The organism is Shewanella algicola, from assembly GCF_014648035.1.
In the GTDB taxonomy this organism is placed as follows: domain Bacteria; phylum Pseudomonadota; class Gammaproteobacteria; order Enterobacterales; family Shewanellaceae; genus Shewanella; species Shewanella algicola.
In genome coordinates this window covers 61,437-74,328 of the sequence record NZ_BMQI01000012.1, presented here as the reverse complement: position 1 = coordinate 74,328, position 12,892 = coordinate 61,437, and the positions used below count along the sequence as shown (strand labels likewise).

Genomic DNA, 12,892 nt, shown 5'->3' with positions numbered 1-12,892 from the left:
GAGTAAGTTATGAAAATGAATCACGTAGGTTTGATGGTTGGCGAGATGGATAAAGCGGTTGAGTTTTATACCAAAGCATTGGGTTTGCGAGTGGTAATGGGTAACACTAAGGTGCAAGAAGAGCGTAAGACTGCCATTGGTAGAATGTGTGTTGCGGTATTTGGTGAAGGTGTTAAAGGTTTTAATATTGCACACTTAGTGACAACTGACGGTATTGGTGTTGAGATGTTTGAAATGGTCGATCGTCAAGAGCGTCACGAGGTAGATTTTACTCGTCTGGGTATATTCCATTTTTGTTTGCAAACCGATGACTTTGAAGGGGCTATTGCGCGAACAGAGCAATATGGCGGTAAAATGCGTATGGATATTATGCGTTATCACCCAGAAGATGATAGTAAGCCAGCAAAAATGGTTTATTTAGAAGACCCTTTTGGTAATTTGTTTGAACTTTACTCGCATACTTATGAAGAAACCTACGCGAGTGATTACGAATAATCGAAATACGTTAACAGCATCATTGATAAGCGATCTCAGGGTCGCTTTTTTGTTTGTGTTGCAACATTCGATTGGCCGATCGATAACCTTAAATACTGTTGCCATTTTTAAAAGACCTTTTAGCCGTAACACTCTGCGCTAAGTTAATTTGCTCTATTGCTGTTTTTTTAGCTTGACTTAAGATGCAGTTAAACTAGTATATGGACATATAGACGTCCAAACGGCTAAATGAATGGGTTAATATAATGAAGTTAACCGTTTGGTATAGACTCCGAAGTTTTACAGAAGTTGAAGGAATACATTATGGCTTTTCATCATGCGCAACATGCCCAGTCGTTAAATCAGAGCTTGTCTGAGCTGAATGATATTAATGTGTCTTTTGAGTTTTTTCCGCCTTCAACCCCTGCAATGGAAGAGATTTTGTGGAACTCTATTCGTCGTTTGGAGCCGTTAAATCCTAAATTTGTCTCGGTAACTTATGGTGCCAATTCAGGAGTGCGAGATCGTACTCATGGTGTGATTGAGCGTATTCAAAAGGAAACTAACTTGCTTGCTGCGCCGCATTTAACTTTAGTTGATGCCAGCGATGAAGAGTTAATTGAGCTAGCAAAACAATATTGGAATTCAGGCATTAGAGACATTGTTGCACTGCGTGGTGACTTACCTGATGGCAGCCCAAAACCTGCGCGTTTTGCTAATGATTTAGTGAGTTTGCTTCGCTCTGTTGCTGACTTTGATATTTCAGTTGCGGCATATCCAGAAGTGCACCCTGATGCGCGTAATGCTCAAGCTGACCTGATAAATCTAAAGAAAAAAATTGATGCTGGTGCTAACCGCGCCATTACGCAGTTTTTCTTTGATGTTGAATCATATTTACGTTTTCGCGATCGCTGCGTTACCGCTGGTATTGATGTTGAGATTATCCCAGGTATCTTACCTGTGACCAACTTTAAGCAGACTAAACGTTTTGCAGACATGACCAATGTGGCGATTCCAAATTGGTTACACCGTCAGTTTGATGGCTTAGATGATGACCCAGGCACCCGCCAATTAGTGGGTGCTAACGTGGCCATTGATATGGTGAAAGTATTGGCACGTGAAGGCGTTAAAGATTTCCACTTTTACACCCTTAACCGCGCCGAATTAACTTATGCCATTTGCCACACGCTAGGTGTGCGCCCAAAGTAAAAAATGGTTTAATGCCAATGGCCTCGCACTGGATATTTACATTTTATTTTTATACAGACATCTCAAATTAAATTGGCGACTGAGTTGTTATAAACAACTCAAATAAGTCATTGTCCCTAACACCATTAATGCATTATTAATGGTGTTTTTGTTTTAATATTCGACCTTTATAGTATTCTTTTTTTTACATTTTAGGTTTATGGTGGCTGAACAATAATTATTCAATAAAGAGGTGTGATGATGAAAACATCCTTTTATCTGTTCGGCATTTTGCTTAGCCTACCAATGTGCAATGTTATGCATGTCAATGCTTCAGAGACTTCTTCACAACAGGTTATTCCAGCGGCTGCGCAACTGTGTACATCTTGCCATGGTGCTCAAGGCCAGGGAATGGGAGTTGTTGGTCCGCGTTTAGCAGGATTATCAGCCGAGTATATTAACAATCAACTCACGTTATTCCAGACGGGTAAACGCCAAAACCCAACGATGTTAGCGATGGCAGCTACGGTGCAAGGAGATAATATTGCCCTGGTATCAGAATATTTTAGTCAACAAGCTGTTGCTGATATTCCGCTACAATTCCGTGGCGATAAGGTTGCCATTAGTGATCCTTTTGAAGCACTCGCTTTTCAAGGTGATTGGTCGCGAGTCATTCCTGCCTGTACGAGTTGCCATGGTCCATCCGGAGTGGGCGGCGGTCAGTTTCCTCGTTTAGCTGGTCAAGAGGTCAGTTATCTTAAAACGCAATTACTATCATGGCAAAACGGGACTCGTAAAGGTGACGTAGATAATATGATGGGCAATATCGCGGTGAAATTAACGGCTGCAGAAATTGACGGTTTATCTGAATTTTTTGCCAATATAAAATAAGGACATCGCTATGAAATTATTATCGATATTGTGCATGGGTGTCCTATTGAGTTTGCCTTTGCAAGCCAATGAATTATTAACTGAACTTGCGCCTAATGCTTCGACTGCAACATCATCAGATCCTTTAACGACATTACCAGATCGTCAAGCTGCATTACCTGCGGTTGAGAAAAAAGCGACTGATGAATATTTACAACCGGCACCATTAGCCGATATTCCTACAGGGGCGTTTGGCGACAAGGTGCGTTTGGGGTATAAACTGTTTGTAAATACTCAACAACTTAGGGATAAGTATGTTGGTAATGAGCTTAACTGTGTTAATTGCCATATGAATGCCGGAATAAAAGCCAATGCATCGCCACTTTGGGCCGCTTATTTTGCTTATCCTGCTTATCGCAAGAAAAACGATAAAGTTAATTCTTTCCAAGAGAGGATTCAAGGCTGCTTTAGCTATTCGATGAACGGCAAAGCACCCGCATCTGGTTCACCTGAATTAGTGGCAATATCTGCTTATTCATACTGGTTGGGGATGAGTGGATTAATGGCGAAATATAATGTTGCAGGTCCAGTGCCTGAATTGTCTGATGTTGAGTTAGTTAAAGGTGCTAAGCGGGACGATTTCCCTATGCCTAAGGCTATCAGTGAGCATTTAGATGTCACAGCACTAAGCCAGCTACCTGGGCGTGGTTTTCCTAAAACCCCACAACCAGAATTAGCCTATTCACCCGTTCGCGGTATGACAGTGTATCAAGCGCATTGCCAAGTGTGTCATGGTGAAGATGGCCAAGGACAAATGATTGCCGGTATTGCTGCACTCCCCCCACTATGGGGGCCACAAAGCTTTAATTGGGGGGCAGGAATGCACAGAGTGAATACAGCGACTGACTTTATCTATGAAAATATGCCTTTGGGTAAAAGTATCCAGCTAACAGTTCAACAAGCTTGGGATGTAGCGGCTTATGTTAATTCGTTTGATCGTCCGCAAGATCCTCGTTTTAAAGGTGATGTCAGCAAAACACAAGCTACTTATCATCAACATCAAGGCTATTATGGCCAGTCCGTTGCGGGGAACCCTATTTTAGGTTCTGAGTCTTATCCGGTTTTTCCACTGAAAAAGAGTGTTAAGCAGTGATATTTTCTCCATAAAAATAAACGATAAATGTTGCCCATTAAGTTTAAGCTTGATGGGCATTTTTTAACGTTATTTTGATTTAACAATATTTTGCTTAATCAATATGATAAAAACTCCATATGCACTAAATGTGAATCTTATCTTTGTTCCCTCATCTCTTCATGAGCGTATAAATCTTGACGATATTGACTCATATTTACGACATTTCTATAAGGCCGACCTATGACATTACTCACCTCAGCACAACAATGTCCATTGTGCCAACACCCTAATGCTTGTGCCATTTCGCAAGGGTTAGACATCAATGCGTGTTGGTGTGCCAAACAAACGTTGGACAAGCCATCTGTCATTAGACAACTCAATACAGCAAATCTTATGGCTGATTTGCCTGATAACCAATGCATCTGCCAACAATGCATTGAAAAAATCTTGGCTGCAATGACCATTAATGCCGTGCAACAATACCGGCCTGGTGACCATTGATTAACCGTTAGTGACACGGTATTTACGTTAGGGGCGAGTAGCTCGCTCGGCATAATGGTATTTTTGTTAGTACAATGTTAATTTTTATTGTTAGCGTGCTGTTAGTTAGTATACTTAGGTAACGCTTTGTATCGCTGAGGATAATAATAATGTTAAAAAAAATTCTCCTAGGACTTGCTGTTATCATCGCAATCCCATTTGTTGCCGCGCTCTTTATTCAATCTGATTATTCGGTCACTCGTTCTGTCACCATCAATAAACCTGTCTCTGAGGTGTTTGACTATGTGAAACAGCTTAAAAACCAGGATAATTTCAGTAAATGGGCACAAATGGACCCAGATATGGTTAAAACCTATCGTGGTACCGACGCTACTGTTGGTTTTGTGTCTGCTTGGGCCAGTGAAAACCCTGATGTGGGCGTTGGTGAGCAAGAGATTATTGCCATTGATGAAGGTAAGCGTGTCGATTTTGAATTACGTTTTATTGCGCCATTTGAAGCAACAGAGCCTGCTTTTATGACAACCGAGGCATTACAGACTAATCAAACCAAAGTGGATTGGGGATTTACAGGCCATTTAAATTACCCAATGAACCTCATGTTTTTATTTGTTGATTTTGAAACCATGATTGGAGCTGATTTACAGCAAGGGTTAGACACCTTAAAAGTGATACTCGAAAAAGAATAACTGAAAACGCAATTTATTATGAAGATGATTCATCGTATCTTGTCTTGGGTTGCCTTGGTTGACGTAATCGGGGTAACCTAAAAAATTACATCATAATGGTGACGGGTTTGGGCCGTTGAAACCATAAAAACAATAGCTAATAAAACAATAGCTAATAAAACAATAATACTAATAAAAAATAACTTTCGACTGACGTCTTTACTCATTATGAGGTTTTACATGGAAGCAATCACAAGTTTTATTAATACAGTCAACAGCATTGTTTGGGGTGTCCCCATGCTGGTGATGATTTTAGGCGTAGGGTTATTCCTATCTATTGGCCTCAAATTAATGCCGATTTTAAAATTAGGTAGAGGGTTTAAATTATTATGGTCGGGCCGTCAGGTCGATGACGATAATGAAAAAGGCGATGTGAGCCCCTTCAATGCATTGATGACATCGTTATCAGCCACCATTGGTACGGGTAATATTGCCGGGGTTGCAACGGCTATCTTTATTGGTGGCCCTGGTGCACTTTTTTGGATGTGGTGTACCGCTCTTGTAGGTATGGCGACCAAGTTTTCAGAGGCGGTATTAGCAGTAAAATATCGTGAAACTGATGCCAATGGTAACCATGTTGGCGGACCAATGTATTACATTAAAAATGGCTTAGGCAGCAAGTGGGCCTGGTTAGGTACTGCCTTTGCGATTTTTGGATCAATTGCCGGTTTTGGTATTGGTAATACGGTACAGGCTAACTCTGTAGCCGATGCTATGAGCAGCAATTTTGATATACCGAGTTGGGTCACTGGCGTGGTGTTAATGGTGCTTGTGGGCGCGGTATTGATGGGCGGCATTAAGCGTATTGCTGAAGTTGCTGGCAAACTGGTGCCATTAATGACGGTATTTTATATCACTGCCGGTATATCGGTATTAGTGGTATATGCCGCTGATGTGCCAGCAGCGTTTATGTTAATTGTTGAAAGTGCCTTTAACCCTGTTGCTGCTCAAGGTGGTTTTGCGGGGGCTGCTGTATGGGCTGCAATTCGTTTTGGTGTGGCACGTGGTGTGTTTTCAAATGAAGCGGGTTTAGGCAGTGCACCTATTGCTCACGCGGCAGCGCAAACTAATAACCCAGTTAAGCAGGGCCTGGTGGCAATGCTAGGTACATTCATTGATACTTTAATTGTATGTTCTATTACCGGTTTAGCCATTGTGGTTACCGGCTCTTGGACCTCAGGCGAAAACGGCGCGGCATTAACATCGTTTGCCTTTTCGCATGCACTGCCCATGGGTAACTACATTGTTGCTATCGCTTTGGCTGTATTTGCGTTTACCACGATATTAGGTTGGAGCTTTTACAGTGAAAAATGTATTCAGTATCTATTTGGCGATAAAGCCATTAAACCATTTCGTCTTGTGTTTACCTTAGTTGTGCCTATTGGCGCAGTGAGTTCGTTAGAGTTTATTTGGTTATTGGCCGATACCTTGAATGCAATGATGGCTATTCCAAACTTAATCGCGCTGGTATTACTTAGCCCTGTGGTATTTGGTTTAACCCGTGAGTACTTTATTAAGCAGCGGACATTAAAAGCACAAAGCTAATGTAAGCACTCAGTTTAAGCATGTTCATTATGGTGATGAGCATGCTTTTTTTTAAAAGGATTTAACATGAATAAAGGATTTTTAACCGCGCTAGGCACATCCGTTTTAGCGATTTTACTGGTATCTGGTTGCGCCAATTTATCTATAAAAACCAATGCCGGCGAAGTGGCATTAGACAGTGTTAAAGCGGGTAAAGTGGACACATATACTTTAGAAGAGTTGTCACGATTGAGAGCTCAATTTTTAGGTGATGTGACAACATCTTATTGTGAAAACTCATTAGACCCAGCGAAGTTAGATTATTTACCCAGTTTGTCATCGATGGTTAAAACGCTCAAATTAAAAGTTTTGCAGCGTGGCGGTAATGGCATTGTGGTGAAGCAATGCGGCCGCCTTTCAGATTTATCTTGTAACATTTATATAGAATGTAACGGCGAAGCTTATTCTATTAATAGAGATTTTTAATTAGTCCCTTCCTAAATCCACTCATCGTTTTACTTTGTTAACCTCCTACACATCAACATATTAGGAGGTTAATCTAAGCGTTTATTAAAGCGTTTGGCGGCCACCCCAAGTCCTATCAACGTAAATCCAATAAGCCAGATAATATCGTCAATAAGCTCCATTAAGGTCGCACCTTTCAACACAATGGCTCTAATGACTCGCATAAAGTGAGTGCCGGGTAACATTTCTGCTATCCACTGCGCGGCGTTTGGCATGGCTTCTAAAGGAGTGATAAATCCTGACAGTAATATCGTAGGCAGTAAGATAAAAATGGTCATTTGCATGGCTTGAAGTTGGGTTTGGGCAATGGTCGAAATAATTAAACCTAAGGTGAGACTCGCGGTAATAAACAGTAAAGTTGCTATGAGCAAATGACTAATGGTGCCATCAATGGGCACAGCAAAAATAACATGACCCAAACCCAAAATAATGACCATTTGCACTAAACCGATAACGATGTACGGCAGAATTTTACCGATCATCAGTTCTAGGGATTTAATCGGCGTAGTAATGAGTAATTCAAGGTTGCCGCGCTCGCGTTCTCGCACAATGGCGGACGAAGTAAATAACACCATTGTCATGGTAAGGATTACGGCGATGAGTCCCGGCACAATATTCACTGCCGATCGCTGCTCTGGATTATAAAACAAGCTGACTTCAAATAATGACTGGCTGCTGGTTGGCTCTGGCAGTACATCATTAAGCGACAGGTTTTGCAGTTGTTTGATTGCCCCTGCAATCATGGTGTCTGAACCATCAACAACCCATTGACCAATTGGTTCATTATGGGCAATTTTTTGCGTTAATGTAGGCGGTAAAATTAAGGCCGCTTTTATGTCGCCGCGTCGAATTGCCTCCTGGGCTTGTTTGGCAGTGGTTAAGTGCATTGTAACATCGACAACCTGAGTGACTTTTACCGCTTCAACTATCCAGCGGCCTGCGGCTGAGTCGCTTTGGTCCACAATGGCCACGGGTATTTGGCGTACATCGGTATTAATGGCATAACCAAATAGCAGTAGTTGGATCAACGGGATCATAATCACCATCGCAAAGGTAATTCGGTCGCGGCTGAGCTGTTTGATTTCTTTGGTGGTGATGGCGTATACGCGCATTAAACTGTTACTAATTGAGTGCATCATAGCGTTACGCCTTAGAGGTCGCGGGCGGTGTGCTCATTTTGCCGGTATGGCTTACAAACACATCTTCAAGATTGGCACTCACAATCGCAATATCTTGCGGATTGATTTCGCGTTGATATTGCTGACACTGTTGTAACACCCAGGCAATAGGATCGGCAATTTGTTTATCAATTAACACCCGTAAACGATGGCCTAATTGCGCTGCTGAACTCACTTCAGCGTGGGTAATTAATGCCTGTTTTAGCGGCCTTAACTCTGATGCGTTAATTTCAATAACATGAGCATTGATGTTATCCATTAATGCTTTAGGTGTGTCATCTGCTTTGATTGTGCCTTTTTCCATAATGGCGATTTTATGGCAACGCTCGGCTTCATCCATATAATGGGTAGACACTAAAATGCTGGTACCTTGTTCTGATAAGTCGAATAATTGTTCCCAAAAGTCGCGGCGATTTTGTGGATCAACGGCTGAGGTGGGTTCGTCTAAAAACAATAATTTGGGCTGGTTTAAACAGGCACAGGCAAGGGCAAGCCGTTGGCGTTGTCCGCCACTGAGGGTGGCGGTGAGTTGATGTTGGTATTGGCTGAGTTTATAGGTACTTTGCAGTTGATCGATTCGGGCACGTGATAGGTCGCGTTTCATGCCGTAAATGCGCGCAATAAATTGCAGGTTTTCTTTAACGGTTAAGTCGTCATACAACGAAAACTTTTGAGTCATATAACCAATGTGCTGACGCAATGCTTCAGCTTGTTTAGGGATAGTTAATCCCAACACATTAATGTCGCCGGTTGTTGGGGTAAGCAGCCCTGTTAACATTCGTATTGTGGTGGATTTACCACAACCATTTGGGCCTAAAAAACCGTATATATGGCCTTTAGGGACATTAAGGTCGATTTGGTTTACCGCCGTAAAATCGCCAAATTGTTTGCTAATTCTTTGTGCTTGAATAACCCATTGCGGGTCGCTTAACGCGCTCATTGTTGCTCCGGTAATATCACTTGAGCAGGTATGCCAGTCGGTAACATATTGGCCGAACTGTCTAGTGTGAACTCGGCTAAAAAGGCTAACCTTGAGCGATCAGCTTGGTTAAGTGCATAGTAGGGCGTAAAAGCAGGTTCACTGCTGAACCAGCGTAATGTGCCGTCAAAGAGAGTGTCGATACCATCAACACTCACCTTAAGCGTTTGGCCTATTTGTAATTTTGCGGCATAAGGCTCGGGAATATACACTCTGGCATAAGGCGTTTCGTCAGCCTGGATCACCGCAACCACAGCACTAAGTGGTACGCGTTCCCCAACGTTATAAGGTAAGTTATCTAGCTTGCCAGCACGGGTTGCACGGATGCTAAGGTCGCTATACACCTGTTGCTCATAACGTAAATTAGCATTAGCGGCATCTAGTGCGGCTTGAGCTTGAAAAATATCTTCTTGGCGAACGCCTTTCACCATTTTTGTGAGTAAATCGTTGGCGGCGTCATATTCGGCATTGGCTTGATCGCGAAGCGCTAACGCGCGGTCGAGTTCTGCTTCACTCACTAAACGTTTAGTAAGCAAACTGGCACTACGTTGATACGACTTTTGCGCTTCAATTTTTGCTGCGTTAGCACTTTTTAGCGCCGAGTTGGCACTGGCAATATCTTCTGGGCGTTCACCATTGGTGAGTTTAAGCAGGTAAGCTTCGGCTTTAACGACATCAGCTTGCATTACCGCAAGGCGCGCCGCTTGTTTATGGGTATCAAATTGTACAAGTAAATCACCTGCATTGACTTGCATGCCTTTTCTAATGGGTTGAGCGGTAATGATTTCAGCCGCAGTTGAGCGTAATAAAACCCGGTCGCGCTCTAAGGTGCCCAACGCTTGGTCTGGGGTCGCGGGTGTGCAACCACTCATGAGGATAAAACTGCAGAGAAATGCGGAACGGATTAAATGCTTCATGGTGGGTCTCAAACATAGACGTACAAACACTATTGCACTTGTTTACTATGCTAAGTGTGACCAATGCCACACTTAGCAATGTCAGTTATTCGAAGTTGTTATCAAATTCTGAGTCTTCAAATAAGTCGACAGCAGAGGTTGGGGTCACATGCTTAAATTGGTTGGCAAAATAACGTTGAACTCCTTTTAGGTCAATGTTACCTATGCCAGAAGCAAAGCCAAACCAGGCATAAAGACCACTAATATCGGCAAACATGGGGGGTAAATACTTTGGTTGAGCAATCACCCCTTCTTGATAGGCCTGGTACAACACAGGAATGTCTTCAATGGCCAATTTACCTAAAAATAACATAGGGATGAGTTCAGGCAAGCCGCTGCTGATAGCACTGCGGATAAAGTTAATGTTTTCAACATAACCGCGCACATAGGAGATATCTTTAGTAAAAAAGCTGCCGCCGCCAACCATGCCACCACGAAATACACGTTGAGTGACTCGATAACTGTCTTTTGAACTTAAATTAAGGTTTCTAAAGTAGCGATAGACTTCAATAAAGTCGGCACCTTGTTCGGCCATATCAACCGCAGAAACCCTATCGCTAATACGACGAGCACGCCCTGGATTAGAGCTTAACGTGAGCATTTCCATTAATACCGCTAAGCCTTCTTGCGATGCGGTTACCCTTGGTGAGCCCACACTTAACCATGTGGCGTGAGGTTGAGCGCGACCATTGAGCGTTGTGCCCACATGCACCCAACCTTCGTGGACTTCATAGACATTTAAATCAGACTCACTGAACATGGCTCGGGTGTTGAGTTTAACGGTATCGCCACCTACAGCAGCGTCTGAGGCAATACCGTCGCTTAATTTAACGTGGATTTCATCGTGATGAAAATACTTAATCAAGCGTTCGCTTAATATCTCTACCGCTTCTGGTGCGCTGACAATTTTAGGGTGGCGTTGGCTCATATGACGCGCTGCGGGTAATGAAAAAATATGGCTTAAACGATCGCCCAACTGGCGAAGCGTATGACGATCGCCATGCAATTTATGGCTGGCACTGCCGTATAGCTCTTGGCTCAGTTTGCCAAAAGTAGGGTTGCCACGGTTGTGCAGCATGTCGATCACGATTCGATACTGATCGATATTGGCTAATAAAATCTTACCGAGCTTGTCACGTTTACCTAGACCACGTTCAATGGCACTTTTTAACCCCTGTAAGTCGGTTTGAGTTTGTGCAGCGTTGAATGATAAAGGAATAGTTTGATAAAAATCATTACTGATATTAGGCAGTTGTTTAGTTTGTTTTGCTAGAAAATCATCTTCGATTTGCTTAGGCCATTTTATCGAATCTAAAATTTTAATCGGTGCTTGGATGCGAATTAATTCATCAGAAAAACGACGAATATCTTGCTGATAACGCAATAAAGAATCAGACATTGTCTTAGAAAACCTGAACCATGATGTTTTACTTATATTAGCAGAGGTTACTCACAAAACAGCAATGAAATAAACGCATGCCACTTAGCCCCAGTTTGGTGCAAGTTGGATATTTGGGGCGTAAAAATGGCTATAAATTTAAGTTAAGTTACTGAAAATAAATATTTATTATTTTGGCACTAAAACTGCTTTGTTTAATTGTCGTGTCGATTAAAAGGAAAGCATATGGCAGCAATGAGCTATTTGAGCGTGATAGAACGCTATCATGAATATGAAAACCTAGTGCACGAACTATTGGAGTCGATTTTAGTGGGTGTGGGTGACGTTAATTTATTTGATAAACCGGTATCAGCCAAAGTATTTGAAGATATGGCGGTAAGCTATCCGTTTGTTGAACTTATTTATTTGCTCGATGAGCAAGGTATTCAAGTTAGTCCCAATATCAGTGTCGTTAACCAACAAGTTAAGCTGTTAAATAACGGCAAGCAGGCCGATCGGAGTCAACGGCCGTATTTTACTCAGCTTTCTGAAGCGAATACGGCACACATTACGCGGCCATATTTGTCTAATGCGGGTGGCGGTTTGTGTTTGTCGGCGTCTCAAATTCTTAAGTCATCGGAGGGGGAAACCGGCATTGTGGTGATTGATGTTAACCTGACTCGGTTAATTGAATTTATGATGGGCGATAGTACAAGACGCAAAATGTCGCCTTTTTTTAAGGGCATCTATGCCGCCATTGTTTTATGTTTGTTTGTGTTGGTGAGTGTACTGATGTGGACGGTGACCTTGGATATTTATGATCTTTTTAGTCAGGCATCTGCTCGTCATGATCCTTTGCAGCCTTTTGGGATTATCATTTTTTTAACCTTGGCGCTGGCTATTTTTGACTTGGGTAAGACCATTTTGGAAGAAGAAGTGCTAATGCATAAAGATATTTTTAGACATCGCTCGACTCGCAGGACGATCACTCGTTTTATCTCGACGATTTTGATTGCGATTTCGATTGAGGCGCTGCTGACCATGTTTAAGGCATCATTAGGTGAAAAACAATATATTGAGCCCGCCATATTAATGATGCTTGCCGTTGTGGGATTGTTGGTAGGGTTGGGCATTTATGTTTACCTTGGCGCAAAAGCTGAATTGCTATTAACGCAAACTCAGGCAAACAAGCACGGCGGAAAAGCAGAAAAAAATATCCTGTAACGGTATTAAGATAAATTAAAAAGGGATAAACAATTGTTTATCCCTTTGTATTAGAAAAAGTCGTCATCACCTATTGCTTTGCGTAATTGCGCTTGTTCGAGGAAATCCTCTAATCTGCGTTTGATTTGACGCTTATGCTGTAATGACTCCGCTGACTTAGCACCTCTAGGCGTTGTCATCGCGTCAATTTCTGTATCATCTGGCACTCGATCTGTAAGATTAGCCATAACGAAAC

At 42.3% G+C, this 12,892-nt stretch carries 14 protein-coding genes; 9 read left to right on the top strand and 5 right to left on the bottom strand.

All coding sequences use genetic code 11. The features are described 5' to 3' along the window. Window positions 1-9: 9 nt before the first annotated feature. The 8 genes from IEY42_RS07125 (at window position 10) to IEY42_RS07090 (ending at window position 6,903) form a co-directional block, all read left to right on the top strand. Window positions 10-495: a VOC family protein gene (locus IEY42_RS07125; RefSeq protein WP_188924610.1), complete on the top strand. Its 486-nt coding sequence runs from the start codon at window positions 10-12 to the stop codon at window positions 493-495. Window positions 496-798: 303 nt separating this feature from the next. Then, entirely contained in the window at window positions 799-1,683 is an 885-nt protein-coding gene (metF, locus tag IEY42_RS07120; protein ID WP_188924609.1) for a methylenetetrahydrofolate reductase, read from the top strand. Between the two features lie 285 nt (window positions 1,684-1,968). Continuing rightward, on the top strand, window positions 1,969-2,553 hold the full coding sequence (locus IEY42_RS07115) for a c-type cytochrome (RefSeq protein ID WP_373292801.1): 585 nt from the start codon (window positions 1,969-1,971) through the stop codon (window positions 2,551-2,553). A gap of 10 nt (window positions 2,554-2,563) precedes the next feature. After that, the gene (locus IEY42_RS07110; RefSeq protein ID WP_188924608.1) at window positions 2,564-3,685 is read left to right on the top strand and encodes a c-type cytochrome; all 1,122 of its coding nucleotides are present in this window, start codon (window positions 2,564-2,566) and stop codon (window positions 3,683-3,685) included. 222 nt (window positions 3,686-3,907) lie between these two features. Further along, the gene (locus IEY42_RS07105) at window positions 3,908-4,168 is read left to right on the top strand and encodes a cysteine-rich CWC family protein (RefSeq protein ID WP_188924607.1); all 261 of its coding nucleotides are present in this window, start codon (window positions 3,908-3,910) and stop codon (window positions 4,166-4,168) included. Between the two features lie 149 nt (window positions 4,169-4,317). After that, window positions 4,318-4,854 (top strand): SRPBCC family protein, encoded by a 537-nt coding sequence (locus tag IEY42_RS07100; protein ID WP_188924606.1) that lies wholly within the window; start codon window positions 4,318-4,320, stop codon window positions 4,852-4,854. A gap of 219 nt (window positions 4,855-5,073) precedes the next feature. After that, window positions 5,074-6,438 carry an alanine/glycine:cation symporter family protein gene (locus IEY42_RS07095; protein WP_188924605.1) on the top strand — a complete coding sequence of 455 codons (1,365 nt, stop codon included), beginning with the start codon at window positions 5,074-5,076 and terminating at the stop codon, window positions 6,436-6,438. A 66-nt stretch (window positions 6,439-6,504) separates the two neighbouring features. Next, window positions 6,505-6,903 carry a hypothetical protein gene (locus tag IEY42_RS07090; RefSeq protein WP_188924604.1) on the top strand — a complete coding sequence of 133 codons (399 nt, stop codon included), beginning with the start codon at window positions 6,505-6,507 and terminating at the stop codon, window positions 6,901-6,903. 68 nt (window positions 6,904-6,971) lie between these two features. Here IEY42_RS07090 and IEY42_RS07085 read toward each other — a convergent pair whose 3' ends face one another. The 4 genes from IEY42_RS07085 to IEY42_RS07070 form a co-directional block, all read right to left on the bottom strand. Next, complete coding sequence (locus IEY42_RS07085; protein ID WP_188924603.1) at window positions 6,972-8,081, bottom strand: ABC transporter permease; 1,110 nt, start codon at window positions 8,079-8,081, stop codon at window positions 6,972-6,974. 4 nt (window positions 8,082-8,085) lie between these two features. Beyond that, window positions 8,086-9,060 carry an ABC transporter ATP-binding protein gene (locus IEY42_RS07080; protein ID WP_188924602.1) on the bottom strand — a complete coding sequence of 325 codons (975 nt, stop codon included), beginning with the start codon at window positions 9,058-9,060 and terminating at the stop codon, window positions 8,086-8,088. Next, a complete protein-coding gene (locus tag IEY42_RS07075; protein ID WP_188924601.1) occupies window positions 9,057-10,016 on the bottom strand; it encodes an HlyD family secretion protein in 960 nt (319 codons plus the stop codon). The genes IEY42_RS07080 and IEY42_RS07075 overlap by 4 nt, the downstream gene beginning before the upstream one ends. Before the next feature lie 85 nt (window positions 10,017-10,101). Next, on the bottom strand, window positions 10,102-11,454 hold the full coding sequence (locus tag IEY42_RS07070) for a flavohemoglobin expression-modulating QEGLA motif protein (RefSeq protein WP_188924600.1): 1,353 nt from the start codon (window positions 11,452-11,454) through the stop codon (window positions 10,102-10,104). 225 nt (window positions 11,455-11,679) lie between these two features. Here IEY42_RS07070 and IEY42_RS07065 point away from each other — a divergent pair, with 225 nt between their 5' ends. Beyond that, the gene (locus IEY42_RS07065) at window positions 11,680-12,657 is read left to right on the top strand and encodes a PDC sensor domain-containing protein (RefSeq protein WP_188924599.1); all 978 of its coding nucleotides are present in this window, start codon (window positions 11,680-11,682) and stop codon (window positions 12,655-12,657) included. Between the two features lie 50 nt (window positions 12,658-12,707). Here IEY42_RS07065 and IEY42_RS07060 read toward each other — a convergent pair whose 3' ends face one another. Next, complete coding sequence (locus IEY42_RS07060; protein ID WP_188918281.1) at window positions 12,708-12,884, bottom strand: PA3496 family putative envelope integrity protein; 177 nt, start codon at window positions 12,882-12,884, stop codon at window positions 12,708-12,710. Window positions 12,885-12,892: the final 8 nt, after the last annotated feature.